This window comes from Blautia sp. OF03-15BH (assembly GCF_003463065.1).
Classification (GTDB): Bacteria; Bacillota; Clostridia; order Lachnospirales; family Lachnospiraceae; genus Limivivens.
The window spans coordinates 124,625-151,244 of sequence record NZ_QSCM01000006.1 but is presented as its reverse complement, the minus strand read 5'-3'; the positions used below and the strand labels follow the sequence as shown (position 1 = coordinate 151,244).

Here is a 26,620-nt window from a genome sequence, read left to right as displayed (position 1 = left end):
CGGCGGCTGCCGGGGTATTATCACACGAATTTCTCTATTTTACTGCTTTTTTACACCAAGCGTTACATTCTCGCCGTTGATGTTCCACTCTTTGGTATAACCGTCAACGGAACCAAGAATGATATCATCTGCCAGTACCTCTTTTTTCAGTTCCTCGGCATGCTCTTTTAAGAGACCTGCGATCTTCTCATTATCCGCAGCATATACAAGGATGCGGTCCATAACCTCAAATCCTGCCTCTTTACGCATGGTCTGTACTTTACTGATGATCTCACGCACAAAACCTTCCTCGATCAGCTCCGGTGTCAGCTTGGTATCCAGTGCAACGGTTACCTCACCTTCCTGAGCGGATACATAGCCTTCTGTCTGAGCGGTCTCGATCAGCAGATCACTTTCCAATAATACGACCTTTTCTCCATTGATGTCAAGGGTCAGCTGACCGTCTGCCTTGAGCTCATCCATAGCTGCGTTTCCGTCCAGCTCGGCAAGTGTTTTCTTGATGCCTCCAAGCAGTTTGCCGTATTTGGGACCTACGGTCTTCAGCTGCGGCTTGAAGCTGTAGGAAGTGAATGCACGTACATCCTCGGTAAAGGTAACTTTCTTGGAGTTCAGCTCATCCCGGATGATATCCTGGAAGTAAGCCGGCAGTGCTACCGGAGCTTTCACAAACATGTTTGCGATCGGCTGACGGTTTTTGATATTGGCGGTATTTCTGCAGGCACGTCCCATAACGACGATCTCCAGAACCTCATCCATGTCTTTTTCCAGTTCTTTATCGATCTGCTTCTCATCCACAGTCGGGAAATCGCAGAGATGGATGCTCTCCGGAGCGGAAGCGTCAACCTTGCGTACCAGATTCTGGTAAATATCCTCGGTCATGAAGGGGATCATGGGAGCGGCTGCCTTGGAAACCGTCACCAGAGCGGTATAGAGAGTCAGATAAGCATTGATCTTATCCTGCTCCATTCCTTTTGCCCAGAAACGCTCACGGCTGCGGCGTACATACCAGTTACTCATGTCATCTACGAAATCCTGGAGAACATTGGCTGCCTCGGGGATCTTGTAAGCTCCCAGATTCTTATCCACATCGTTTACCATGCTGTTCATCTTGGAGAGGAGCCATTTATCCATAACAGACAGTTTCTCATAATCCAGTGTATACTTGGTCGGATCAAAGCTGTCGATGTTTGCATACAGTACATAGAAAGCATAGGTGTTCCACAGAGTTCCCAGGAACTTTCTCTGTCCTTCCATTACGGCCTTTCCATGGAAACGCTTCGGGATCCAGGGAGCACCGGCGGTATAGAAGTACCAGCGGATGCTGTCGGCACCGTAGGTGTTCAGCGCATCAAACGGATCTACGGCATTTCCTTTGGATTTACTCATCTTCTGACCGTTCTCATCCTGTACATGACCCATAACGATAACGTTCTCGAACGGAGCTTTGTTGAAGAGCAGCGTGGAGATCGCCATCAGGGAATAGAACCATCCTCGGGTCTGGTCTACTGCCTCAGAGATGAATTTTGCCGGGAACTGCTGTTTGAAGAGGTCCTGATTTTCAAAGGGATAATGATGCTGTGCGAACGGCATGGAACCGGAATCGAACCAGCAGTCGATTACCTCCGGAACACGGTGCATCTGTTTGCCGCACTTCGGACACTTGATGGTAACGGCATCAATGTACGGACGGTGAAGCTCAATATCCTCCGGACAGTTATCGGACATGGACTTCAGCTCTTCAATGCTTCCGATGGAATGCTGATGACCACACTCACACTGCCAGATGTTCAGCGGAGTTCCCCAGTAACGGTTACGGCTGATGCCCCAGTCCTGTACATTTTCCAGCCAGTCACCGAAACGGCCTTTTCCGATGCTCTCGGGGATCCAGTTTACGGTGTTGTTGTTGCGGATGAGGTCGTCTTTCACAGCCGTCATTTTGATGAACCAGGACTCACGCGCATAGTAAATCAGCGGAGTATCGCATCTCCAGCAATGCGGGTAGCTGTGTTCAAACTTCGGAGCGGCAAAGAGAAGGCCTCTCTTGTCCAGGTCTTCCAGGACCATGGGATCTGCTTTCTTACAGAAAACGCCTGCCCAGGGAGTTTCCGGAGTCATCTCACCCTTGGCGTCTACCAGCTGCAGGAGCGGAAGGTCATATCTTCTGCCGACTTTGGAGTCATCCTCACCGAAGGCCGGAGCGATATGAACAACACCGGTACCATCACTCATGGTTACATAGGTATCGCAGACAACGTAATATGCTTTTTTCTTCAGTTCCTTGAAGTTGTAGAGCGGCTCATACTCTTTGTACTCCAGGTCTTTTCCTTTATAGGTCTCCAGAACCTCATAGGAGCACTCGCCCAGAACCTTGTCAGCCAGAGCCTGTGCCAGATAATAAATGGTTCCGTCTTCTACTTTTACCTTTACATAGGTCTCTTCTGGGTTTACGCAGAGAGCCACGTTGGAGGGAAGCGTCCAGGGAGTCGTGGTCCATGCCAGGATGTAGGCATCCTCACCTACGACTTTGAATTTTGCGATAGCGGAACGTTCTTTGACATCTTTATAGCCCTGAGCCACCTCATGGCTGGAAAGCGGGGTACCGCAGCGCGGACAGTAGGGAACGATCTTGTAGCCCTCATAGAGAAGACCTTTCTCCCAGATCTGTTTCAGAGCCCACCACTCGGACTCGATGAAGTTATTCTCGTAAGTAACGTACGGATGCTCCATGTCGGCCCAGAAACCAACGGTGTTGGAGAAATCCTCCCACATGCCTTTGTACTTCCATACGCTCTCTTTACAGTGTTTGATAAAGGGCTCCACTCCGTACTGCTCGATCTGCTCTTTTCCGTCCAGACCCAGCATTTTCTCTACTTCCAGCTCTACCGGAAGTCCGTGGGTATCCCAGCCTGCTTTACGGGGAACCATTTTTCCCTTCATCGCCTGGTAGCGCGGGATCATGTCTTTGATGACACGGGTCTCTACGTGGCCGATGTGCGGTTTTCCGTTAGCGGTAGGCGGTCCGTCGTAGAAGGTGTAGGTCTCACCTTTTTTACGGTTATCGATACTCTTCTCAAAGATGTGGTTTTCTTCCCAGAATTTTTCCACTTTTTTCTCGCGTTCCACAAAATTCATACTTGTGGGGACTTTGTCATACATGTGTGAAATCTCCTTTCTCTTGAGGACGTTCAGAGTATTCCATCAGGCCACAGGTCTACGCGCTGCTTCGGTCGGTGCTAAACGAGTCCCACTGGGACTCAGCACCCCGCGCTTCGCGCTATCGCTGCTACTCTGAACTGTTGGTGAAAATTAAAAAGCTCCCATCCGTAAAAGGATGAGAGCATAATTGCAATCATAAAACCACCTGTTACACATTTTCACATACCAGCATATGTGTTCCCTGTAACGGGGGAATCCCGTCAGGATCTACTGTTCTTCAACCCTGAAACTCCGAAGTGATCTTCTGTCTTCCCTACTGGTACCGGGCTTACACCCTCCCCGGCTCGCTGAAACGTTTGACAGTCTTTTATGGCTGCGCCGGTCTCCCGGCAGAAAACATACTCTCTTCATCCACGTTTTTCCTCATGTCGTTTTATTATAGAACAGAGCTTCGCAAAAAGTCAAGCCTTATCCGGAAAACATCTCTCTTTTTGCGCGAAAAACGGCCGTGCAGTCTGCACAGCCGTCTTATTTTCTATCTATTATTTGGTCCAGATGGAACCGTAGAAGGCTTTCGCCTGGGCGACCTGGTTATCCGTGATCTTATCCAGCGCATTGGTGATGGCTTCAAAGGTCTGCGGGCAGGTGCTCTTCAGCGTAGCCGGATTCAACGTATACTCTCTGAAGCATTCTGCGAAATACTCGGATGCGTTCTGGATCGCATAGATGCGTCTGCTTCCGGTGAAGGAATTTTTCTCCTGCTGATAGATTGCCTGGAAGTTTGCTTTGGTATCAACGTTTCCAGCAATAAATGCTACAAAATGACCGAGCTCATGATAAACCGTATCGCTTTCTTCTCGCAGAGTGATACTCTGTTTTCTCGCATCAAAGTAACCGGCATAGGAAACAGAACCGTCGATGGTGATATCAAAGTGGAGCTCCTGGTAAGCTTTCAGAACTCTGGAATCAAGAAGCGGTGCCAGCGTGGCGGCGGAAACCGTGTACGGAGCCGTATTTTTGCCTGAAGAGGTAGTTTTATTTGATGTCAATGCGGTAGCTGCTGCAGTCTGCGTTGCGGTCGTTGCTGCGGTGCCGGAAGACTTTTTGGCTACGGTTGTGACCGTAGTCTTGATCTTTTTCGTGGTGATCATGGTCATTTTTTTGGAGTTCTTTTTATATTTTTTCGTAACGTAAGTAGTCGTTACTTTCTTTGTCGTAGTCGTTGCTGCTGCGGAAGTCCTTGTGATCGTCGGACTTTTTACCGACTTGGGAGCACTCTTCTTCGTATAGGTCTTCTTCGCTTTCTTTTTCAGATTTACGATCTTCTTTGTGGTAGACGTCTTGGTCTTAACGGATGTTTTCGGTGCGGAAGCAAGCGGCACCTCATCCTCATTGATAGAGATCTGATCGTCCAGATCCACAAAGCTTGTCAGTTCCGGAACATCAGATCCCTGTCCCTTGTCAACTGCCCATGCACCGGTACCAAGCACAGCTGCTACCAGAAGGATACATCCGGCTCTTTTCACTTTCTGATTATTGAATAACTGTTTTAAATTCTTTCCTTTCATTGTCTGCGCCCTCCTTTTGATCGGAACGGGACGAATTTTGAATTGCAATAAAAATACCGCTTCTCCAACTATAAAAGAACAGAGAGCGGCTGCCTGAATGAATACGCATTCTGCAAATCTAGCTTCGCCTTTCCTAACTTTGCATTAAATGTGGCAACCGGCTGTCATAGTCTTCAAACCTTAGACCCTTGGCTTTGCGTCCCTGCTTTTCAACAGGTTTGCCCTTGTTTCTTCTTATCCGATACAAGTATATACACTTTTTCGGTCTTTTGTCAATCCCGTTTCGACATTATTTTTACTTTTCTTTTTATCAGAATCTGCTATACTGAAGTTGTTTGGAGCCCTTTACGCCTGCTTTTTTAAATACAGGCTGCGGCTCTCTGAAAGGAGTTTCTGTATGGACCACCGATCTTTTTTTCGTTCTCTGGCTCCTCTCCTTTTTCTTATGATCGTTTTGATTTTTTCCGGCTGTTCCAGAAAAGACAGCAGCGAAGCCTCGTCCACATTTACGCCGGGAAGCGCTCATGTGCTGGTTCCAGAAGCCGACGGCAGCAAGACCATCGGCGGCGATCCCCTGCTTCTGGATCTTTCCCATACAGATCAGGGATATTTCATCGGAACCATGTCGGAGGACGGGGGGAAGATCAATCTTCAGCTCATCGGACCGGACAGCGTGACTTACAAGTATTTCATAGAAGAAGCCGGCTGTCCCACCGTTTTCCCTTTCACCGCCGGAAGCGGAAGCTATACCGTTATGGCATTCCAGAATATTTCCGGAGACCAGTATGCGTCGCTTTTCAGTCAGGTGATCGATGTGGAACTGGAAAATGATTTTCTTCCTTTTCTCTATCCCAATCAGTATGTGGATTTTACTGCGGACAGCCAGGCGGTCGCTCTGGCAGCCCGTCTGACAGACGGTCTTACTTCCGATGTGGACGCTCTCACAGCCATTTATGAGTATGTCACAGCCAACATCACCTATGACAACGAAAAGGCTGCCACCGTATCCGGAAACTATCTGCCGGATGTTGATGAGACGCTTTCCACCGGAAAAGGGATCTGCTTTGACTATGCTTCCCTGACTGCTGCCATGCTGCGCTCGGTCGGGATTCCGGCCAAGCTGGCTATCGGCTACACGGCCTCGGTCCGCCATGCCTGGATCGATGTCTATATCCAGTCTGTCGGCTGGGTGGAACGGGCTGTAGAATTCAATGGAGACGAATGGAAACTGATGGATCCCACTTTTGCTGCAGCCGAAACAGATCAGGATCTTCAGGAATATATTGGAGACGGAGACAACTACATCACGGAATATGTACGATAGGTATTTAAATATGAAAGAAAAAAATATGACCAATCAGGAGCTGATCTATCTCTGCCGTCAGCTCTCCATGCTTTTGAAGGCAGGAATCTCACTTCTGGAGGGAATTTCCATCCTGAAGGAGGATGCAGATACCAAAGACGGAAAAAAGATCCTCTCCGTCATTTATGATGAACTGCTGGAAAGCGGAGACATCCAGTCTGCGCTGGAAAAAGCAGCGGTTTTTCCCCCGTATTTCATCCATATGGTAAAAATGGGGGATCTTTCCGGAAATCTGGACGATACCTTTGCTTCCCTTGCCGTTCATTATGAACGGGAGGAAAATCTGAGCGGCAGTATCCGGGATGCCCTGACTTATCCTCTGATCATGCTTGGCATGCTTTCCGCCGTACTCCTTGTACTGATTGTAAAGGTCATGCCGGTCTTTGATCAGGTCTTCCGGGAACTCGGTATGGAAATGGGCGGCGCAGCCACGGCTGTTCTCCGGCTTGGAAACGGCCTGCGCCGGTACGCCTTTCTCTTCCTGCTTCTCTTTTTTCTGCTGGCTCTTGGGCTTCTTTATCTGACCCGGACCACCAGCGGAAGAATCCGGCTTCGTACTCTCGCCCGAAAACTTCCCTTTTCCAGAGGACTGATGTACGATACCTCCTGCGCCCGCTTTGCTTCCGGCATGTCTGTGGCACTGAAAAGCGGCCTGGATACGGAGGAAAGCTTTGATCTGGTAACACGGCTGGTAGACGATCCCGCTTTTTGTAAAAAAATCACTTCTGCCCGGGAAGCCATTCAGAAGGGAGAGGATTTTTCCTATGCCCTGAACCAGGCAGGTATCTTTTCCGGCATGGATGCCCGGATGGTAGCCGTCGGTTTCCGGAGCGGAGAAGCGGATACCGCTCTTTCGGATATCGCGGAACGGCTGCAGGCCAAGACCGATGAAAAGCTTCAAAACCTGGCTGGGCTTCTGGAACCCTCGCTGGTCGCTCTCCTTTCCATTCTGGTAGGGCTGATCCTGCTTTCCGTAATGCTTCCGTTGGTAAACGTTATGTCAGCGATCGGATAACAAAGACTACATCGAAAAGGAGCGTTTTATGAACCGGTTTCAGAAAAAAAATACATTCTCGCCCGGCCGTCTTATCCTGCTGGTCTCTATTATGCTCTTTCTGCTGATCTTTCTTCTTTTTTACAGAGGTGTAAGTTCCATTTCCCGGACAGCTTCGGATCAGCAGACAGAAAATCTTCGACTAGCGATTCAGCGAAGCGTCGTTCACTGTTACGCCGTAGAAGGAGCCTATCCGGAAAGTCTGGATTATCTGAAGGAGCATTACGGGATCACCTACGACCCGGACAAATATCTTGTAAGCTATGAGATCATCGGCTCCAACCTGATGCCTGATGTAAAGGTTTATGTCCGCAAAAGCTGAACATGTAAGAAAGGAGGCTCGCCATGAACCGGAATCCTGCCAGAAAGCACTCCACAGACATCCTTTTTGTCCTTGTGCTGTTCCTGGTATTTACTTCTTCCGCCCTGGCTGTCATTCTGCTCGGAGCCAGAGTCTATCAGAGTACCTCTTCCCGTATGGAAAGCAATTATAACGTCCGGACAGCCCTCGCCTATGTATCGGAAAAGATCCGGCAGAATGATGAAAGCGGCGCTGTCTCGCTCTGTGAACTGGATGGGATCCCTGCCCTCACACTTTCTCAGAGAATGGAGGATACCTCCTATATCACCTATCTTTATTTTCAGGACGGAGCCTTAAAAGAGCTTCTCACAGAGGCTTCCAGAGAGGTTTCCGCAGAGCAGGGAACCGCCATCATCTCTTTAAAAAGCTTTTCGGTCAGGGAAACGGATGACGGCTTTTATTCCATTCAGGCGGAGAACGATCAGGGAGAAACCCTTTCCCTTTTGATCCATCCAAGAAGTGACAGGACGGAGGAATAAACGATGAAACGCAAAAAACAGGCTGGCTCCAGCCTTTTTCTCATGGAACTGATCCTTGTATTATTTTTCTTTCTCCTAACTTCGGCTGTCTGTATCCGGGTCTTTGCCAAAGCCTATTCCATCAGCCGTTCTTCCCTGGAACTCAGCCACGCACAAAGTCTGTGTGCCAGTGCCGCCGAAGTCTTTTCCGGCACAGACGGAAGCCCGGAGGCCTTTCTTGAGAAGTTTCCGGACGGAAGGATCGCCGGACAGGGCTTTCAACGTTTCTTTGACAAAGATTTTTTAAGCTGCGAGGAAGCAGAAGCTGTCTATACACTGATCGTGGAACAACAGGAAAAGACAAATGATACACGCAGTGCTGTCATCCGTTTTTTCCGGGAAACGGAAATTTATTCTCTGACAGTCCGCCATCACATCCCGCAGACGTTCCGAAAGGAGGCTGGCTCATGAAAAAAAAGACTTCCCGCCCGCTTCTGACAACCGGAACGTCCACCCTGCTTCTGATTTTTGTTTCCCTTTGTCTTCTCACCTTTGCAGTCCTCTCTTTTCTCAGTGCCCGTGCAGACCAAAATCTCAGCCGAAAAACGGCAGAACGGACCAGTGCCTATTATGAAGCCTGTAATCAGGCAGAAGACCGGCTTGGAGAAACCGATCGGATGCTGGAAAAACTCTGGCAGGAAACTGCCAACGAAAAAGCCTATTTTCAGGCAGTCCGGGAAACATTTGAAGATATGGATTTTGATGAAGAAAGCCGTATGCTTTCCTTTTCCGTACCGCTTACAGATACCCAGGTACTGACCGTCACACTGAAGCTTCGGACGCCCGAATCCGGCAGTACCTTTTACACCATTAGCGGCTGGAAGACCGTAAATACCGCCGAGTGGACGGCAGACACCAGGCAGAATGTCTATGTACAGACAGAAAGCGCAGACGCTGAGGGAGAGTAACTTCTCTTTCAGAAACGCAGAAAGGAATGGAACCTATCTATGAATGAAACGACCATAAACGCCGCAGCCATCCTTCAGGATGCCACGGAAGCCGGGGCTTCTGATATTTTTATCGTTGCCGGCCTTCCTCTTTCCTACCGGGTCAACGGTGTACTTTTTCATAAGGGAGAGCGACTGATGCCCGACAGCACGGAGGCTTTTATCCGTCAGATCTATGAACTCACGCACACGCATCCCATTGATGATTTTCTGAAAAACGGCGATGACGATTTTTCCTTTGCGATCCCCGGTCTTTCCCGTTTCCGGGTAAGCACCTACAAGCAGCGTGGCTCTCTGGCCGCCGTCATCCGTGTCATCACCTTTGAACTGCCCAATCCGGCAGAGCTTGGCATTCCCGGTGCGGTCATGGGGCTTTCGGAATACACCAAGGGCATGGTTCTCGTCACCGGACCTGCCGGAAGCGGAAAATCCACCACTCTGGCCTGCCTGGTAGACCGGATCAATTCCACCAAGCAGGATCATATCATTACCCTGGAGGATCCCCTGGAATATCTGCACCGCCATAAAGAGAGCATTGTAAGCCAGCGCGAGATCTCCACCGACACAGAAAACTATCTGGTGGCACTCCGGGCGGCGCTCCGCCAGAGTCCGGATGTGATCCTCCTCGGCGAAATGCGTGATTTTGAGACCATCCAGACCGCCATGACGGCTGCCGAGACCGGCCATCTGGTGCTGTCAAGCCTCCACACCATCGGTGCTGCCAACACCATCAGCCGTATCATTGATGTTTTTAATGCCTCCCAGCAGCGCCAGATCGCTGTCCAGCTTTCCATGGTATTAAAAGCCGTTGTATCCCAACAGCTGGTTCCGGCCAAGAACGGCACTCTGGTCCCAGCTTTTGAGATCATGGTCATGACACCGGCCATCAGCAATATGATCCGTGACAACAAAGTCCATCAGATCGACGGCATCATCTATACTTCTGCCAAAGAGGACATGATTTCCATGGACAACAGTCTCCTGGAGCTTTACCGGAAAGGCATCATCACGCAGGAGACCGTGCTTCAGTACTGCACCAATCCGGAAATGATAAGGAAAAAACTGTGATCTAATGCTTTAGCGGTCCCATTTGTCACAGAGCGAATTGATCTGGCTGGTAAATTTGGCCAGATCTTTATTTGCTCCTCCTTCGTTATGACGGATGACCGTCAGCAGACGCTGCCCCGCTGCCAGAAGACGGGCAAAGGGTGTATTGGCCCGCAGTCCCTGTATGGTATTCAGAGCCTGCGTCTCCGGCTTCCGGATCCGAACCGGAACGCCTTCTCTTTCCCAGCAGCCCTTTTTCAGATCAAAGACAGCTCCACTGTAAGGAGCTTTTGCATCCAGACCAAAGGTTTTATGGATCAGTTCTGCAAAACCATCAATGATGGCATCGTCTCCGTGGACTACAAATACTTTTTCCGGCTTCTTTTCAAAAGCCCCCAGCCATTCCAGCAGGCCCTCCCGGTCTGCATGGCCGCTGATGCCGTTCAGTTTACAGATCTCTGCCCGCACTTCGATCTCTTCACCAAAGAGTTTTACTTTATCTGCCCCTTCAATGATCGCTCTTCCCAGTGTTCCGACTGCCTGATATCCGACAAAAAGGACGGTGCTTTCCGGTCTCCAGAGGTTATGCTTCAGATGATGCTTGATCCGTCCGGCCTCACACATACCACTGGCAGAAAGGATCACCTTCGGATCCGGGTTGAAGTTGATGTTCTTGGAATCCTCACTGGTAACTGAAGTCCGGAGTCCTGCAAAACCGATCGGGTTGATCCCTTTTTTCACCAGTTCCATGGCCTCTTCGTCGAAATCATCCCACATATGTTTCTGGAAGATCGTTGTTGCCTCCAGTGCCAGCGGACTGTCTACAAAGACCTGAAATCCGTCATGATTTTTCACCAGATGTTCTTCCTTGATCTTACGGATAAAATACAGCATTTCCTGCGTTCTGCCCACTGCAAAGGACGGGATCACCAGATTGCCTCCCCGGTCAAAGGTCCGCTGCATGATCGCCGCCAGCTCCTTCACATAATCCGGCTTCGGACCATGGCTCCGGTCACCATATGTGGATTCCATCACCACATAATCCGCCTCTTTCAGATATTCCGGATCACGAAGCAGCGGCTGATGTTTGTTTCCGATATCGCCGGAAAATACGATCTTTTTCTCTGTTCCCTCTTCTGTCACCCAGACTTCAATGGTGGAAGATCCGAGGAGATGCCCTGCATCCAGAAAACGGATCTTCACATTTTCGTTTACATGATACTCTTTCTCATAAGGCAGGCCTACCAGGCACTGGATCGCTCCTTCTGCATCGTTCATATCATACAGCGGAAGAACCTCTGCTTTTCCGGCTCTTCGACCCTTTCTGTTTCTCCACTCCGCCTCAAACATCTGAATATGCGCACTGTCACGCAACATGATCTGCGCCAGATCTCTGGTCGCTTCTGTGGCAAAGATCTGTCCACGGAATCCTCTCTGATATAAAAGCGGCAGATTGCCGGAATGGTCTATGTGTGCATGCGTCAAAAGTACCGCCTCGATCTCACTGGCTGCCACCGGAATTTCCTGATTTTCAAATTCATTCGGCCCCTGCTCCATACCGCAGTCGATCAAAAGCTTATGATCTCCCACTTCCAGATAAAAACAACTGCCTGTCACTTCATGCGTTGCTCCCAAAAAAGTAAGTCTCATACTCTGTACCTCCCATTCTGTCTGATCTGAATCCTTTTTACTTTTATTATACCTGTTTTTTCTGATTTTTGTTCAATAAATTCTGATTTTTTCAATAAAAAAAGGAGAGTGGTGCAGGCTCATCCTTCCGATCAGCAGCATCACTCTCTCTGTTATTCTTTTTTATATCTCTGATCTGTTTTTCAGAAAACCGGAGAAGCATACACCTGCTTCCGGACCGGTCAGGAAGGGAAGCCGCCGTGGTCCCTCCTTCAGGATCTGTTTCAGGACTTTTTCGTTTCCTTCGAGTTCTCCTGGCAGAATATAAAACTGGTCAAATGTTTTGTTTCTGCTTCCGAGAAATTCCAGAAACTCTTCCGAGGCCTTTCCGTCACATCCGCTTTCATTCATGGAAATGACCCGGATGTCTGAAAGATACGGCTTCAGTTCCTCTTTCAACTCTTTCTCTTTTGTACGAAGATCCGCATTTCCCAGCAGCAATGTTCCAAGCACATAGCTGCCGTCATATTTTCCGTTATGTCCTTTGCACAGAATAAAATCATTGTACAGACAGCATCTCATTCCGCAGGCATGATCCTCCTGCTTCACACAGGCCAGACAGGGCAGTTCTGCTTCTGCAGGTTTTGCCGCCATCAGGCAGTCCTTTCCTTTCTTTGCGCTTTCCGAAGGTCCATGATACACTACCAGATTTCCTCTGGAACCATGATCTAGGCATTTCACCCAGACATTCCAGTCTTTTTCCTGAAACACAACTGTTTCTCCGGCATTCAATATCTGTACCTTTCCTGCTCTGGAAAGTTCCGGGAGTTTCGCCGCCGCATCTCCATAAGGAATAAAAACCTGCTCTACCTGGTTGCTCTTCAGAAGGTTCCCGGCCCTCTTCAGATCTTCCGGATGCAGATTTTCAAGAAGCAGTATGGAAACCTCTGCTCCTTCCAATCGGAAAAGATCTCCTGCATAAGCCTCTTCCTTAAATGCTTTTCCGTCAGAGCATAAACTGCAAAGACAGAATCCCTCTTTTTCTCCACTGGTGCTTACGGTGTGCACGACTCCCCTTGCCGTGTTCTGAAATAAATGACGAAAATATAATGCCTTCATACTTTTTCTCTTCCCTTTTTTTGCAACGCCTCCCAGAAAATGGAAGGCGTTTTTCCCTTGATCCTTGTTTTCTGGTTACTGATATCTGTTCTTTTTTCTCTTTCCACCACAAAAGGTAATGTAAAATTTCATGCGGTTATTTTTTTCAGTTGTGGAGGATAAATCCTAATTAATATAAATACCACTGGTGCATGTTGACACAGATTCTATAGTACTACCTTTTTTAGCATAATGATAGCCTCTTACTCGATAATAATATCCTTTTGCAACAGCGTAATTTAATCCAGTATATGCATAATCACTATTGCGAGTTGTATATTCATGAGTTTGTACAGTTGTCCACCCCCCATTTGATAACTTTTCTAAATACAGTTTTACATATACAGTATCACTTATCCTATAGCAATAGGTTCCACCTGATACATAAACAAGGCCACTCCCTTTTTTTACTATATTAGACTCACCATTGGATAGGTATGTTCCATAAGGAGTCACATTTCCCCATGTAACTAAGGAACGACTGTCCTTCGCTTCTTCTTCACTCGTTAGTAATGAACCATCAATAACTTCTCCATCTAAAGGTCCACCTGCTTTAGAAATCATTCCTAAACAAAACACTAAACACAGCATTGTAAAAAAGCAAAAACTATTTTTTAATTTTTTCCTCACAAATCCTCCTTTATCATTGAAATCTTACATTACATCTATCATAAACGTATTACATCTTACTTTGTGACGTTTATTCATTAAAATAAAATTTTATTTCTTTAATTATTTTTTTAAATTCATTTTCCGGAACTTCTCCCCATATTAAATAGCAAGCTTCTTCATAATTAAAAATTGCTGAAAAACTCCCTTTTCTTGACCCATTTAAAGCATATATATTTACTTCTACTTCTTGGGGAAATATCAACATTTCATCAATTATTTTTCCATCAAATTTTTGATTCCGACTTGCTTCATCATTTTGTTTATACATATTAATTGTAACTGTTGTGTTTTTGTATGTATAAAAAACATTCGCAATTCCAGCTCCTTCATCTATCATATAATTTTTATAACTCATATCATTAGGCATATAAAATAATTCAATTGGATTTATATTCAATTTATCTTTTATATCACTATACATTTCTTCTATTTCAGTATTCTTTACAAAATGACTATCACCTTTTTCCAAATTGATACTCCAACTTTCATTAAGAAAACTATTCCAAACACTTGCAATTTTCTCCCTATTCGCCTCACTGCTCATACTCAGCACAAACACACCCAGCGCCACAACGGCGGCTCCGGTAATGCCTTTAAGGATTTTGGGAAGGATTGTGGGATTTTTCTTTTGGGGTGTGTGGAGAAGTTCGCGGCCGAGGCGCAGAGCCTCCTGGTCTTCGGCGGATAACTGGTCTTCCGGTCTTGCCGGGCAGGGGGATGTCCCTTTTTCCGGACGGTCGCCATCTGCTTCTTCCGGGTCTTCCTCCCAGATGCCTTTCCTTTTCAGTTCATTTACGATATCATCAAAAAGCTGCTGCTTTTCTTCCGTTCCCATAGGAATGGAAGTGCCAAGAGCTTCCTCTTCCTGAGACGCTTTCTCGGCTTCATCTGCAGCCCGGATCAGATCCTGACGGATTTTCTCATCCATTTCTTTGTCTTCCGCCATTTCCCTGGTGACGTGCAGACTCTCTATTTTTTCATTTTCCATTTCATAGGAAAAATTATTTTCTTCCGTATTTTCCGTATGTTTTTGTTGTCTCTTTAAAATTTCTTTCTCTTTTTCGAAATCTCTGTTCCTTTTCAAATTTCCGTCCTCTTTTGCGTTTACACTCAGGTTCTTTCCTGTTTCCTGTCTTGACTTTTTTTCATAACAGTATAAGATGTACTATAGAATACTTGTAACTATTCGGAAAACAGTGTCCGGTAAACGGACAGAACAGTTACGACTACTTTTGGAGGAATAGCATGAAACGAATCATTCTTACCGGTGGAGGTACCGCCGGACATGTAACCCCGAACATTGCCCTTGTTCCGAAGCTGAAGGAAAAAGGTTATGATATTCAGTATATTGGTTCTTATGATGGTATCGAGAGAAAGCTCATCGAAGATCTGAAGATTCCTTATTATGGCATCGCATCCGGAAAGCTCCGCCGTTATTTTGACATCAAGAATTTCAGCGATCCCTTCCGTGTTATCAAAGGATACGGACAGGCGATCCGGCTGATGAAAAAACTGAAACCCAGCGTGGTCTTTTCCAAGGGCGGCTTTGTGGCAGTTCCGGTTGTCATGGCAGCGAAGCATTGTCATATCCCGGTCGTGATCCACGAGTCTGACCTGACTCCCGGTCTGGCAAACAAGCTTTCCATTCCCTCTGCCACCAAGGTCTGCTGCAACTTTCCAGAGACCATCAGCCATATCCCGGATGGCAAAGCCGTTCTGACCGGTTCTCCGATCCGTCAGGAGCTTCTCAAAGGAAACAAGCTGAAAGCGCTTGATTTCTGCGGCTTTACTGCTGACAAACCGGTTCTTCTGGTCATCGGCGGCAGCCAGGGATCCGTGATCGTCAATGATTCCATCCGCGGAATCCTGCCGGAACTTCTGAAAACCTTTCAGGTTATCCATCTCTGCGGCAAAGGGAAACTGGATCCCACATTAAATTATCTGGATGGATACGTTCAGTACGAATATATCAAGGACGAACTGGCTGATCTTTTCGCTCTCGCTGATATCTGCGTATCCCGTGCAGGTGCAAATGCCATCTGCGAGCTTCTTGCTTTAAGAAAACCCAATCTTCTGATTCCGCTTTCTGCCAATGCCAGCCGCGGCGATCAGATCCTCAATGCAGAATCTTTTGAACGTCAGGGCTTCAGCATGGTGCTGAGTGAAGAAGAACTGGCACCTTCCCTTCTGCTCCCGGCCATTCAGAAACTGTATGACCACCGCAGTGATTACATTGCCGCTATGGACAAGAGCCAGCAGGGCGATGCCATTTCCACGATTATCCAACTGATCGAGGATGCCTCTTTATGAGGCATCCTTTTCTCTGCCTGTAAAGCGGATATTCGCAATCCGCTTTCACTGCCAGCTCATGAACACAGTCGCTTCCACTCAGAGGATATCAATACTTATCTCTGAACTTTTTGCGGATAAATTTTCTTGCACGATATAGCTTCGCACGAAGCACTTCCTGGGAGATCCCCAGATGCTGTGCAGCTTCTTCCTGTGTCATTTCTTCGACACAGACCGCCTGGATGATCTCATACCAGCTTTTGTTCTTCTTTCTCACAGCCGCCAGAACCTCTTCTTTGAAAGCCTCCTGATGCAGCCGTTCAATGATATACTCTGCATTATCCTTCGAACAGACATGTACCTCTACTTCCGGTGCATCAATGTTCTCAAATCCCTTTCGTCTCTCGATCCTTCTGAAATAATCGATGATCTCGTTTTTGCAACAGGTAAGCAGCCACGGTTTTATCATCTCTTCCGAAACCGTATCCATATGCTCATAATATTTCATGAATACCTGCTGCACACATTCCTTTGACAGTTCTTCGTTGGAAAGCCGTTTCTTGGCATACCAGAAGACAAGATCTTCATACCTCTTATAAACCATTGTAAATCTTTCATTCTTTCTCATCCGTCACTCTCACTCCCTGTTTCTTTCTGCCTCATCAGGTGATATTTGCAATCCACTCAGTCCTGAGCAGCTGCAAATGCTTTTAAGATTTCTTCCTTTCCCTCGTCTGTCAGTGTACCCGGTGTCCATGTTACACCTGCGTTATCACCTTCATAACGTGGGATCAGATGGATGTGAAAGTGAAAGACCGTCTGTCCTGCGGCAACTCCGTTATTCTGGACGATATTGACACCGTCACAATGCAGTGTCTCCATCATCTTTGCTGCCATTTTCTTCGCAAGAATAAATGCTTTTGCCGTCCTTTCCTCCGGGAGTGCGATCACATTTGCATAATGCTCCTTCGGAAGAATCAGGGCATGGCCTCTGGTTGCCGGACCAAGATCCAGGATCACTCGAAAATCTTCATCCTCATACAAAGTTGCAGATGGAATTTCACCATTTGCGATTTTACAGAAAATGCAGTTCTCATCTTTCATTGTTCTACCTCTTTTCCGCTTTTTCAGCTATTATGAAAATTTTCCCTTACCTTTTTATGGTAAGACTTTTGCAATATTATGTCAATGAAATATGTTTGCTATTTTCCAGATTCAGTGCTAATGTAATACACAAGAATTGCGGGAGCTGCTTTGCAGCGGAGCAATTCGTAGGCATCCGTTGAGGGCAAAAGACCTTTTGACCCCAATGATACACAGATTGCTCCGCATTTCATGCTCCCGCAATCCTGAAACACCTCAAATCCGCTCATTTTTCTACGAAAAATGGCTACTTTTCGGTGTTTTGCGGGTCAAGAAGTCATGCTTTTTCATGCAAGCATGAAACGCATGACCTTTTGACCCTAGTATCATCATACATAAAAAGTAACAGGTCACAGAACCGCACATTTGCAGCTTTTGTCCAAGGCTGATTGGCATTCATCCAGAGGGGAGGATACGATCTATGAAAGAAAAGGAAACAGAAATTCAGAAACTGAAAGAAGAATATCATCTTGCTCTTTCCCGGATCTCTCATGAAATACGAAATCCGGTCACACTGATCAACAGCTCCATGCAGCTCATGGAAGCAGAGCATCCGGAAGTGGCAGGCATTGATCTCTGGTCCGATATGAAAAAAGATATGCTTTTTCTACGGAGACTCCTAGATGAGCTTTCCGGATACAACAATGGAGAAAGGATTCATCCGGAACCCCTCCTGCTCTTTCCGTTTCTCTCGGAAATTGCTTCCAACGCCCGTTTTCTGTCGCCCGATCCAGAGATCACATTCACCGCACGGCTTGCAGAAAATCTTCCCGAGATAAACGGAGATCCCGTAAAGCTTCGTCAGGCTGTCACCAACCTTCTCCGAAACGCTTTTGAATCCGGTGCATCGGAAGTGATCCTCTCCTGCTGTTCAGAAAAAGAAGAAGCCATCATCAGGATCACTGACAACGGCTCTGGGATTTCTCCGGAAATTCAGGGAGAAATCTTCACTCCCTTTGTTACTTATAAGAAGAACGGCACCGGTCTCGGCCTTCCTCTGGTTCAGCGGATCAGTAACGCGCATGGCGGTACACTCACCTATTCTTCCGGAAAAGAAGGGACCACCTTTACACTCCGCCTTCCGACCAGTATGAGCGCAAGCAGAAAGCCGGCCAGCATTCCGCCAAGATGTGCCATATAATCGACTCCTGTGGAAACGAAACCATCTGCCAGGGTCAGAAGGGCCATAAATATCAGCCGTCGGCTGCTGGTTCCCGGAATCTTTCCCCGGTGGCGCACAGCCAGAAATACCAGGGCTCCCATCACAGCAAAAATAGCCCCGGAGGCTCCTGCAGAGACAGCATAGCTTCCGGTGAACATCTCCTTTGCCAGGGAAAGAATATTTCCTGCCAGTCCTCCCAGAAAATAAATCAGCGTAAAACGGACTTTTCCGATCATTTTCTCCAGAAGATCCCCCAAAAAGATCAGCGTCAGCATATTTCCAAAGAGATGCTCAATGCCAAAATGCAAAAACATAGAAGTGAGAAGTCTGTAATACTCTCCATTTTCCAGGATCAGCGGTCCGTAGGCAGCTCCATGTTCCAGCATATACGCCCCGTTTTCCGTGTTTCCCGTAAAGTCCATGACAAAAAAGATCAGAATATTCATCATGACCAGCGTCAGAGTGATCTTTCCTCTTGATTTTAGAAAATCCCGCAGTTCATCCATTCTTTTTTTCTCCAAACATTTCTGTTTTTTCTGTCACTTTCCCATTCCCGTACTGTCGGAATGAAAACAGAAACGTCTGTCGGAAAAACGGATCTCCATTCCGTCCTTCAGCTGCTTCTTTTCTCCTTCTTCCAATCGTATACCATCCAGGAAAGTGCCATTGGTAGAACCTCTGTCACGAAGATACCAGTCTTCCCCGTTTTTTTCCAGCGAAGCATGGATCCTGCTCACGGAAGAATCCGAAAGAACGATATCTGCCTGTTCTTTTTGTTTTCCAACTGTCAGCCGATCCCGGTCAAGAACGATGTTTTCCTGCCTGCCAGGCTCCATACTTACAAGAACCGGATATTTTTCCGGCAGCGGATCGCTCAGAAATACCGTTTTCTCTCCGTCTTCTCGCAGCTCCTGTTCCCACAAAAGCACCTCTTCTTCCACAGAGTTTTCTTTTTTCACCGGTTTTTTCTGGAAAACAGTGGTAAAGTACACCAGAAGTCCCATACACAGAAACAGAATACCACCTGCCTGGATGAAATTCAAGCCCTGGCATACCACAGCCCAGCCAGCTGCGGCGACAGAAGCGGCTATTCCGATAGAAATCTGCAGGAGCTGTTTTCGTCTGCTCCGGAATTCTGCCCGGAATTCCACTGCCTTTCTGCTTTTCTTCCCTTTGGATGTTTCCTCGCCTTCTTTCCGGATTTTTCTTCGAGATCGTTTTTTCTTCTTTTGTACATCTGCCCAGGCTTTTCTTTGTTCCTCTGTATCTCTCTTTTCCGGACGTTCTCTTCCCTCCGTTTTTTCTGTATTCTCCTTTTTTTCCGGAACTTTATTTCTGTTCCGTCCGGCTATTGGCTGTGCTCTCTCCGCTTTGTTTTCCTTTTCTTCTTCTGCGCCAGTTTCCTCCAGTTCCACATATTCCAGTTCTTCCGCCTCCGGTCGTTTTTTTTCTTCCCGGATCACCGGTATCGGCTGTCTGGTTTCTCTGGATTTTCTTGCTGCTTCCTTTGCCGCCCGTTCATGAACACTTTCCAGAATCTTTCCGATACTGAAATGCTCTTCGGCTGACCGGCTGTAGATATCATAGCCCCAGAGAACCGCTTCTTCCTGACTGTGATCCAGCCTTTTCAGAATATATTCTGCCAGCTCTCTGAAATCCTCTTCCAGACTTCCCTCATAAAAAGGCAGATAACAGAAAAAGAAAGCCCCCGTCTCTGCATCCTGAAAAATATATTCCGGTTTCAGGACAAACTGTTCCATACTCAAAAGATATCTTCCCGCTTCATCCATGGCTTTTTCCAGACCACCAAGAAGCTTTTCGATGTCTTCCTTTCCCATAAGACGGCGTTCAAACACAAGCGACATCGGCTGTTTTTCCGTGATATCATAGTAGAAAGTCCGGCTTCCGTCCACCATCCGCATCTTGCAGGAAAGGAGGCCGTAAATAGGATTGACCAGAAGCATCCGGATCTGATATTCCCCGCCTTCCGGTTTTCCCGGTGCTTCCAGAATCAGGTAGTCATTGTCTTTTTCTTTTCTGTACGAGGGTTTCATTCTTTCTTCACCTGCCTTATTGCTTTTTTCATGCTGTGCATACGAAAAATCGTCCGTACCGGCTTTTGTCTTTCCAGTACAAATTTTCCGCTGACGGAATCAGGCAGAGAAAAAATACGTTTTCCAAATGGAAATACCGGAACTTCTGCCTCCGTTTCCGCAGATATTTCTTTTTTCCCAAGAGAAACGCCCTCTGCCTCTTCTTCGGTAAGCAGCCCTGTCAGAGCTTTTTCCATTGCTTCTGCCTGTACCTGCCCCCGAAGCTCCATAAAAAAGCCAAGATAGATCACACCCGTAAGAAGCGGGATCAGAATCCCCATAAGAAGAGCTGCCTCCACGGTATAGCTGCCTTTTTTCATCTTCATCCTCCACACAGAGCCAGGCTCAGCACCGAACCGGCCAGAAGAAACGGAGCAAAGGGCAGCCGGTAATTTCTCCGCACTTTCCGGAAGATCAGAAGACAGCCGCCCACCAGGGCTGAGATCCCTAAGGCAAGAAGGAAAGACAGAAAAGAGAATTTCAGTCCCAGTGACATTCCCATGACAAGTACCAGCCAGCCGTCTCCATATCCGATCTCCTCTCTCGTAACAAAGGCCAGAAAAAGCAGAGCCGCTCCAAGAAGGATCCCGCCAAACCAGGCTCCCAGAGAAACGCTCCCTTCAAAAATCTGGATCCCTGTCCCGAGACTCCCCATAAGGATCAGAAGCCAGGATGAAATCTCCTGCTTTTGAAAGTCCTGCCAGCTGACCACCGACAATAACAAAAACCACACCAGATATGAAATCTTCATTTTCCACCATCCTCTCTCATTTTTCGGAAAGTTATCCACATTTTGAGCAGGCTTTCCACCCGCTGACTGAGGATAACGGAACCTTTTGTGCCGTTCTCTTCAAAGCACTGCAGCCCAGCGAACCATGATAGCGGTTTCCGAAGCGGGTATAATAGACCGTCGGCGACGGGTGAGCCCCATAACAGCTGCAGGGATAATACTTTGAGCCATCGGAACTTCTTTTTCTCTCCATCTCTGCCACGGAAGCAGATTTTATCGACACTTTGATATAGCTGCAGTCCGGATCCCGGTGATAGACACTTCCATTCAAAGCTACATATACCGTTTCTCCTTCCGTTTCCTCTCCCTCTGCCATTTCCTCCGAAGGCGATCTTCCCGTCCAGGCCCGGACCCGTCCTCTCTCAAGGAATTTCAGCCTCCGGAGCCGATAGCCCGGAACGGGAAGGCTGATCCTGCTCATCACTTTTAAATCTATGATGTTCTTCTCCGAAAAATCCGAAGCGGCCAGACTGATCTTCACCTGTTCTTTCAGAAAGGTCTCTTCCAGTCCGGCTTTTTTCAGGATCAGGTTCTTGGCATAAACCGCTGTCAGAGCTCCACCCACGATCTCTCCCACGCCTGTTCCTTTTTCTTCCTCTGAAATGCCCCCGTATACCCCATAGGAAAGCAGTGCCATCTTTCTGCCCGCCTCATGGATTCCTCCCACCAGACGGGTCTGCACTACGGAGACCTCGATCAGATAAAGTGCACCCAGCACAGCCCAGAGAAACAGCGGCAGAACACAGGCAGCTTCCACGGTAAGTCCGGCTTTCAGAGGGGAAAGGAAGAATGCTCTTCCAACAGTAAGGAAAACATTCTGCGGGGATGATGCTGCCGGGAGAGCCTTTTTCTCCTTTCTGTCTGCAGCTTTTGAATCGTTTTCTTTTCCTTGTAAGAACATTCTTCCTTTCCTCCCTGCTACAAATACCTGTGATCATTCACATCCTCCTGACCCGCCGCTTAGTGCTCCGCGCACCTGAAGCGGAAGAATGCTTATTCTGCGTTCAATCCGTTTCATAAATAAACTGCCCACTGGTATGATAACGGACTGCACTTAACCCGGTTTTTAAAAATGCCGCCGGCAATGCAGCAAAAACCGGACCAAGTTCCCATTCCGCCTCTGCCTCCAGACCTGCAATACAGTGATCCACTCGAAAATGACTCATTCCTTCTTTTTTCCGCAGATTGCATTCGATCAGATTTAAGGCCCGCATAGGATATGCCTTCTTTTTGCCTGTAAGAAAAAGCATCTGAAGATAAGCCTCATAATCCAGACCTTCTCCTGTTTTTTCGTTACAAGAAGCAAGAACCTCCGGAAGTCTTCCCAGATTTTCCAGCGTCAGACGAAAAGTTGCTCTTGTCTTTGCCGCCGGTACTTTTCCACCTGCCAGCAAGATCCGTACATCGAGAAGACTCTCTCCATAAGCCCAGGCTGCCAGAAGCGCAGCCGTAAGGGCAGTGCTCACACCCGGAGTCCCTCCTGCGATGGCCACTGCCAGGATCTCTGCACTGTGGCGCATGGATCCGTCAGACAACAGATAGACAAAATTGGCACCCTCTCGTAAGAGAAGCAGTTTATTTACCGTTGCTTTCAGGTTCTTTTCGTCACTTTCCTTTCCACAGAGAAGATATTCCAGTTCATAGGAAAGTGCAGTCTCTTTTTCTTCCGTATCCATCGCGCTGGAAAAATGACTGAAAAGATATTCCTGAAAGATCCCGTCTGCAATCACTCCACCGTTCTCTCGTTCCCAGGAAAGATCTCCCCGTTCCAGCCTTCTCCCGCCCGGAAGTTCTTTTTTCACCAGTGCTTTCCCGGAAACGGAAGCCGGATCCTCCAGCACCAGTCCCAGGATTCCCATATTTTTCACCTTTTTGATCAGATCTAGCGGATTCTCCGGCTTCTCTGCAGCTGCCGGCAGCTCGCTCCCGTCAGGATTTACAGGCACAACCGTTCCGCCTTCCGTTCCCAGGCTTCCGCTGGAAGCCTTTTCTTCCTGAGCCTGCGCTGCTTCAGCCTCAGCAAGTGCCTTTTCTGCTTCTCTCTCCTGCTTTTCATAGTCCTTCTGGTTCTGTTCCATTTCCTGAGATTTTCTCTGGTTTTCCAGAAACTCTGCCACAAGTTCTGTTCCGACAGCGCTTTTCAGATTTTGTACGACCTGATCCCGGAAAACCAATCCATTCTCATCCGTCAAAAGAAGCGTCCGCAACACGCTGCTCCCCTCTGTCCGTATCGGAAACAGTGTGTTTCCGGTCAGGGCTGTTCCTCTGGAAGGCTCTGTATTATATTTCATAAAAAGATCCAATCGCCGGGCGATCTTTTCCTTTTGGAATTCTTCGCCCCCATAAGAGGCATCCACACCGAACACCTCATATTCTTCCAGAAGGTCCCTCTCAAATTCCCCAAAGACCGAAAAAATCCCAAGATCCATCACGGAAGCCGCCTTGACTCTGGCTCCCTGCACTCGTACAGATTCTGCCATGGCACAGATCAGCGACAGAAAAAGTACGGTAAGAACACTGAAAAAGACTGTCATCGACCCTCTGTATGCTCTTTTCCCTGCCATGGCTTTCCTTCCTTTCTATTGCGGCTTCCCCGTCAGATCCCGTTGCTCTGATTGTTGATCTTCTTAAAAATATTGTTTACCAGTCTGGTCAGCTGGTCTTTAAAAATCACAACCAGACCGATCAGTACCACCAGGATCAGAATGATCTCCACAACTCCGACTCCGTCTTCTTCCTGCAAAAATGCTCTTACATGTTCCATATGATTTTCCTGCCACTCAAAATGTGATTAAATAACTCACATCGAGATAATGTAGACCCTCACGAGTTCTACTTACTGCTTTATCGTGTATGCTTTGGATTGACCGAAATCATATCTACTCACAAGTTCTTGTACACTCCACAGTCGTAAATTCCCGAAATAGCCTTCGGTACATACCTACGTTTGCGTTTATTTATGCAACTTCGTAAGTCATAGCATCTCTCAAATTAAGTGCAGCATTGAGATCTCTGTCTTCGATATAACCACAATCACATTTGAAAATTCTATCTGAAAGTTTTAAATCTTTCCTGATATTTTTGCAGTAATGGCAGGTTTTAGAAGATGGATACCATCTGTCTGCCACACGAAGTTCAATCCCATTTTCGCTGCATTTAGCTTGAAGTTTTATTCGAAACTCATAAAACTTCTGTGACGCAACTGCTTTTGAAAGATGTCTGTTTTTCATCATGCCTTTTACATTTAAATCTTCAATCGTAATGTAGGATGGTTTGGTTTTCACGATCTCTGCGATTGTTTTGTTCATGTAGTCGGTGCGGATATTATCTATCCTATGATGAAGTTTCTGTACCTTGAGCTTTTGTTTTTGTATATTCGCTCTTTGAGTGGACTCTCCTTTCTTTGAATTTTCATATTTTCGAGAAAGACTTCTTTGTTCTCGAATCAGTTGTTTTTCAAACAAGAACCGAAACATAGTATCTGTCAGCTTTTATTGAAACTGTACCGCTTGTTGTGGCAATATGTTTAGTTACTTATAAATTCCTCCTTTTCTCCGGCTTCGTCCCTAAAAAGCCAGGACTGCCGGAACCATCAGTATCACCACGACCAGGATCAGCATAAGCATCATGGGAAGCAGAAGTTTCGTTCCTGCTTCCTCTCCCAGTTTTCTTGCCAGGCTTTTCCTTTCTTCCATTCCGTTTTCCGCCTCCTGCTCCAGAAGCTCTACCAGTCCGGCAGAACCCTTTTTCAGATCCTGAGAAAGAAGGGAGCCAAATTTCAGATAGTGAAGATTCCCGCATCTCTGACCGAATTCTTCATAAGCTGTGGCTTCTCCCACTCCCTGTTCCATTTCATAACAGGCAAACAGCATTTCCTCATAGGCATAATGGACTTCCCTGCCGCTCTGGTCTCTGTAATGAAAGGCGATCTTGCTGAAAGCCCCCCGGATGGTCATTCCGGCTTCCAGAAGCATACTCATTTTATAAAGGATCACCGGATAATCCAGAATCATCTGCTGCTTCCTGTGTTTTTCCTCCTCTTTCAGTTTCCGGTCATCCCTTCCGTAAAGGTACCAGAGGCCGACAGCCAGGATCAGAAAACCTGCCAGAAGCGGAGAGTTTTCCCTTATTCCCCAGCGGACAGGAACACCCTCCCAGCTATCCGGAAGCACCACTTCCTCTGCCTCCCTGCTTTTCTCACCGTTTTTCTCCGCTGCAGCCTTCAGTTCAAGAGCCTTTTCTTCCAGTTCACTTCTTTCAGGCGGCAGAAGTTTCACCGGAAATTCCCGGATCATCTCCTGATTTTCATACTTCAGTGTCAACTTCACTGCTGCAAGAATCCCTTCTTTTGGCGGTTCACAAAGAAAGTGTCCGTTATCATCCATATAGTCCGGTGGATCCACAGACCAGACTGCAGTAACCGTTCCGTTTCCGAATGAATCAGCAAAGTTCAGATCCTTTCTTACTTCCTCCAGAGATTTGTTTTCTCCAAGGATCTGTTCCTCCAGATTTTCGAGGATTCCCTGAAAAATTTCCTGGATCTCCTCACGGGAATACTTTCTTTCTCCTATCGTCAGCGGGATATCCACCACTTCTTCTCCGAAAAAACCCACCGTCAGCTCTGTCTCCAGATTCCCTTCCCCATACCCCGGCCTTTTTATCGACGGCCGCTCCATCCAAGACACTTCCCCATGAAAACCAAGTGCCAGAACCCCGAGAAAAAGCAGCCCTCCAAAAAGAAACAGCAACATTCCGGAAAACTTTCTTTCATAATAAGTTTCAATCGTCATCTTGTTTCTTGTCGTCCGGAGAACCTTCAGCCTTGCCTCATTTTCCTGTCCCTGTTTCCCCTTAAGGATTCCCGGATAACGCCTGACCAGCCATTTTCCCGCCCGGTCAAAAGGTTCTTTCCATTGTTCATATGTCAATTTCCACGATCCTCCTCCCCCAGAAAAAAGCGATCAGATAAAGGCCGAGACAAACCGTCATCAGCAGGATCCCAAATGTGTTATGATACAGGCCTTCCAGAAATTCTGAAGATCCCAGATCCACATAAGCCAGAATGAAAAACGGCACAGCACTCATGATCTTCTGTTCCATTTTTTTCGAAGCCAGACTGATCTCGATCTCTCTTCGGGTCTCTGTTTTCCGGCTGATGTTATCTGCCGTACTCCGGATGATCTCTTTCAGATTTCCCCCGGAACGGCGTGCCACCTGAAAGATCTCCCCGAAATTTTCAATATCCTCCATGCCGCTTCTTTTTCCGAGATCGGTCCACAAAGATTCCAGGCTCTGGTTCAGATTCCGTTTTCTCTCCATTTCTCTTAATTCCTCTGTAAAAACTCCGTCTGCCCCATAGATCTTTTCCGTTTCTTTCAAGGCTTCTCCCAAAGCATTTTCCATGGAATATCCGGCATCCAGTGCACTGGCCACCGCATGGATCCCGGTGAGGAACTCTGTAAGCAGTTCTTCTCTCCTTTCCCGGATCTTCTTTTCCTTTTGCTTTTTCAGAAACACCGGAAAACCGAGAAGAAAAGGAAGTACTGCCCAGAAAGAATGATAAAAAAGCCAGCTCACCATGGCACAGATTCCCAGATAGAGAAGTATCAGTTTTCCTTTTTCTTTTCCTGTCAATTCCAGGATCCCATAATCTCTTTCCATACGTTTAAC

26 protein-coding genes, 1 pseudogene and 1 riboswitch are annotated in these 26,620 nt (G+C 47.2%); of the genes and pseudogenes, 9 read left to right on the top strand and 18 right to left on the bottom strand.

Annotation, left to right across the window (positions count from 1 at the left end; translation table 11 throughout):
* Positions 1 to 39: 39 nt before the first annotated feature.
* Entirely contained in the window at positions 40 to 3,156 is a 3,117-nt protein-coding gene (gene ileS / locus DXA57_RS08725) for an isoleucine--tRNA ligase (protein WP_117766654.1), read from the bottom strand.
* Positions 3,157 to 3,698: 542 nt separating this feature from the next.
* Positions 3,699 to 4,724, bottom strand: a complete 1,026-nt coding sequence (locus tag DXA57_RS17465; protein ID WP_243005751.1) for an anthrax toxin lethal factor-related metalloendopeptidase — start codon at positions 4,722 to 4,724, stop codon at positions 3,699 to 3,701.
* Positions 4,725 to 4,873: 149 nt separating this feature from the next.
* Positions 4,874 to 4,957, bottom strand: a riboswitch (cyclic di-GMP riboswitch).
* Between the two features lie 164 nt (positions 4,958 to 5,121).
* Between DXA57_RS17465 and DXA57_RS08715 the strand changes: the two genes are divergently transcribed.
* From DXA57_RS08715 to DXA57_RS08685, 7 genes are read left to right on the top strand one after another with little or no spacing between them, the layout of a single operon-like run.
* A complete protein-coding gene (locus DXA57_RS08715; protein WP_117766652.1) occupies positions 5,122 to 6,048 on the top strand; it encodes a transglutaminase-like domain-containing protein in 927 nt (308 codons plus the stop codon).
* A gap of 10 nt (positions 6,049 to 6,058) precedes the next feature.
* Positions 6,059 to 7,102, top strand: coding sequence for a type II secretion system F family protein (locus DXA57_RS08710; protein WP_158571273.1), 1,044 nt, complete (start codon positions 6,059 to 6,061; stop codon positions 7,100 to 7,102).
* Positions 7,103 to 7,130: 28 nt separating this feature from the next.
* Positions 7,131 to 7,463 (top strand): hypothetical protein, encoded by a 333-nt coding sequence (locus DXA57_RS08705; protein WP_117766648.1) that lies wholly within the window; start codon positions 7,131 to 7,133, stop codon positions 7,461 to 7,463.
* A 23-nt stretch (positions 7,464 to 7,486) separates the two neighbouring features.
* Positions 7,487 to 7,981 (top strand): DUF4860 domain-containing protein, encoded by a 495-nt coding sequence (locus DXA57_RS08700; RefSeq protein WP_117766646.1) that lies wholly within the window; start codon positions 7,487 to 7,489, stop codon positions 7,979 to 7,981.
* Between the two features lie 3 nt (positions 7,982 to 7,984).
* Complete coding sequence (locus DXA57_RS08695) at positions 7,985 to 8,431, top strand: hypothetical protein (RefSeq protein ID WP_117766644.1); 447 nt, start codon at positions 7,985 to 7,987, stop codon at positions 8,429 to 8,431.
* Positions 8,428 to 8,928 (top strand): hypothetical protein, encoded by a 501-nt coding sequence (locus DXA57_RS08690; protein ID WP_117766642.1) that lies wholly within the window; start codon positions 8,428 to 8,430, stop codon positions 8,926 to 8,928. Before DXA57_RS08695 ends, DXA57_RS08690 begins: the two co-directional genes overlap by 4 nt.
* 54 nt (positions 8,929 to 8,982) lie before the next feature.
* Entirely contained in the window at positions 8,983 to 10,035 is a 1,053-nt protein-coding gene (locus DXA57_RS08685; RefSeq protein ID WP_442857674.1) for a type IV pilus twitching motility protein PilT, read from the top strand.
* Between the two features lie 9 nt (positions 10,036 to 10,044).
* Here DXA57_RS08685 and DXA57_RS08680 read toward each other — a convergent pair whose 3' ends face one another.
* The 4 genes from DXA57_RS08680 to DXA57_RS08665 all read right to left on the bottom strand — a co-directional run bounded on the left by DXA57_RS08680 (position 10,045) and on the right by DXA57_RS08665 (position 14,557).
* Positions 10,045 to 11,664: an MBL fold metallo-hydrolase RNA specificity domain-containing protein gene (locus DXA57_RS08680; protein ID WP_117766638.1), complete on the bottom strand. Its 1,620-nt coding sequence runs from the start codon at positions 11,662 to 11,664 to the stop codon at positions 10,045 to 10,047.
* A gap of 162 nt (positions 11,665 to 11,826) precedes the next feature.
* Positions 11,827 to 12,762, bottom strand: coding sequence for a hypothetical protein (locus tag DXA57_RS08675; RefSeq protein WP_117766636.1), 936 nt, complete (start codon positions 12,760 to 12,762; stop codon positions 11,827 to 11,829).
* A 165-nt stretch (positions 12,763 to 12,927) separates the two neighbouring features.
* Positions 12,928 to 13,431, bottom strand: coding sequence for a DUF6147 family protein (locus tag DXA57_RS08670; RefSeq protein WP_117766634.1), 504 nt, complete (start codon positions 13,429 to 13,431; stop codon positions 12,928 to 12,930).
* Positions 13,432 to 13,501: 70 nt separating this feature from the next.
* Complete coding sequence (locus DXA57_RS08665; protein WP_117766632.1) at positions 13,502 to 14,557, bottom strand: DUF4367 domain-containing protein; 1,056 nt, start codon at positions 14,555 to 14,557, stop codon at positions 13,502 to 13,504.
* Positions 14,558 to 14,718: 161 nt separating this feature from the next.
* Here DXA57_RS08665 and DXA57_RS08660 point away from each other — a divergent pair, with 161 nt between their 5' ends.
* Positions 14,719 to 15,783: an undecaprenyldiphospho-muramoylpentapeptide beta-N-acetylglucosaminyltransferase gene (locus DXA57_RS08660; protein ID WP_117766630.1), complete on the top strand. Its 1,065-nt coding sequence runs from the start codon at positions 14,719 to 14,721 to the stop codon at positions 15,781 to 15,783.
* Between the two features lie 88 nt (positions 15,784 to 15,871).
* Here DXA57_RS08660 and DXA57_RS08655 read toward each other — a convergent pair whose 3' ends face one another.
* Both DXA57_RS08655 and DXA57_RS08650 read right to left on the bottom strand, forming a co-directional pair.
* Complete coding sequence (locus tag DXA57_RS08655; RefSeq protein WP_117766628.1) at positions 15,872 to 16,390, bottom strand: RNA polymerase sigma factor; 519 nt, start codon at positions 16,388 to 16,390, stop codon at positions 15,872 to 15,874.
* Between the two features lie 56 nt (positions 16,391 to 16,446).
* Positions 16,447 to 16,866, bottom strand: a complete 420-nt coding sequence (locus DXA57_RS08650) for an HIT family protein (RefSeq protein WP_117766626.1) — start codon at positions 16,864 to 16,866, stop codon at positions 16,447 to 16,449.
* 460 nt (positions 16,867 to 17,326) lie between these two features.
* Here DXA57_RS08650 and DXA57_RS08645 point away from each other — a divergent pair, with 460 nt between their 5' ends.
* Complete coding sequence (locus tag DXA57_RS08645) at positions 17,327 to 18,046, top strand: sensor histidine kinase (RefSeq protein WP_117766624.1); 720 nt, start codon at positions 17,327 to 17,329, stop codon at positions 18,044 to 18,046.
* On the opposite strand, the gene DXA57_RS08640 is transcribed toward DXA57_RS08645, so the two are convergent.
* The 10 genes and pseudogenes from DXA57_RS08640 to DXA57_RS08595 all read right to left on the bottom strand — a co-directional run bounded on the left by DXA57_RS08640 (position 17,944) and on the right by DXA57_RS08595 (position 26,611).
* Positions 17,944 to 18,573 (bottom strand): rhomboid family intramembrane serine protease, encoded by a 630-nt coding sequence (locus DXA57_RS08640; protein WP_117766622.1) that lies wholly within the window; start codon positions 18,571 to 18,573, stop codon positions 17,944 to 17,946. The genes DXA57_RS08645 and DXA57_RS08640 overlap by 103 nt on opposite strands.
* Positions 18,574 to 18,606: 33 nt before the next feature.
* Positions 18,607 to 20,121: a DUF6382 domain-containing protein gene (locus tag DXA57_RS08635; RefSeq protein WP_117766620.1), complete on the bottom strand. Its 1,515-nt coding sequence runs from the start codon at positions 20,119 to 20,121 to the stop codon at positions 18,607 to 18,609.
* Positions 20,118 to 20,480 carry a TadE family protein gene (locus DXA57_RS08630; protein ID WP_158571272.1) on the bottom strand — a complete coding sequence of 121 codons (363 nt, stop codon included), beginning with the start codon at positions 20,478 to 20,480 and terminating at the stop codon, positions 20,118 to 20,120. The genes DXA57_RS08635 and DXA57_RS08630 overlap by 4 nt, the downstream gene beginning before the upstream one ends.
* 2 nt (positions 20,481 to 20,482) lie before the next feature.
* Positions 20,483 to 20,911, bottom strand: coding sequence for a prepilin peptidase (locus DXA57_RS08625; RefSeq protein ID WP_117766616.1), 429 nt, complete (start codon positions 20,909 to 20,911; stop codon positions 20,483 to 20,485).
* A 31-nt stretch (positions 20,912 to 20,942) separates the two neighbouring features.
* On the bottom strand, positions 20,943 to 21,851 hold the full coding sequence (locus tag DXA57_RS08620) for a hypothetical protein (RefSeq protein WP_117766614.1): 909 nt from the start codon (positions 21,849 to 21,851) through the stop codon (positions 20,943 to 20,945).
* 103 nt (positions 21,852 to 21,954) lie between these two features.
* Complete coding sequence (locus DXA57_RS08615; protein ID WP_117766612.1) at positions 21,955 to 23,514, bottom strand: DUF5702 domain-containing protein; 1,560 nt, start codon at positions 23,512 to 23,514, stop codon at positions 21,955 to 21,957.
* 32 nt (positions 23,515 to 23,546) lie between these two features.
* Positions 23,547 to 23,714 carry a Flp1 family type IVb pilin gene (locus DXA57_RS08610; protein WP_117766610.1) on the bottom strand — a complete coding sequence of 56 codons (168 nt, stop codon included), beginning with the start codon at positions 23,712 to 23,714 and terminating at the stop codon, positions 23,547 to 23,549.
* A gap of 193 nt (positions 23,715 to 23,907) precedes the next feature.
* Positions 23,908 to 24,408, bottom strand: a pseudogene (locus DXA57_RS08605) (RNA-guided endonuclease InsQ/TnpB family protein); the annotation flags it as partial.
* Between the two features lie 108 nt (positions 24,409 to 24,516).
* Positions 24,517 to 25,878, bottom strand: a complete 1,362-nt coding sequence (locus DXA57_RS08600; protein WP_117766608.1) for a type II secretion system F family protein — start codon at positions 25,876 to 25,878, stop codon at positions 24,517 to 24,519.
* Positions 25,868 to 26,611, bottom strand: coding sequence for a type II secretion system F family protein (locus tag DXA57_RS08595; protein ID WP_117766606.1), 744 nt, complete (start codon positions 26,609 to 26,611; stop codon positions 25,868 to 25,870). Before DXA57_RS08595 ends, DXA57_RS08600 begins: the two co-directional genes overlap by 11 nt.
* Between the last annotated feature and the right edge of the window lie 9 nt (positions 26,612 to 26,620).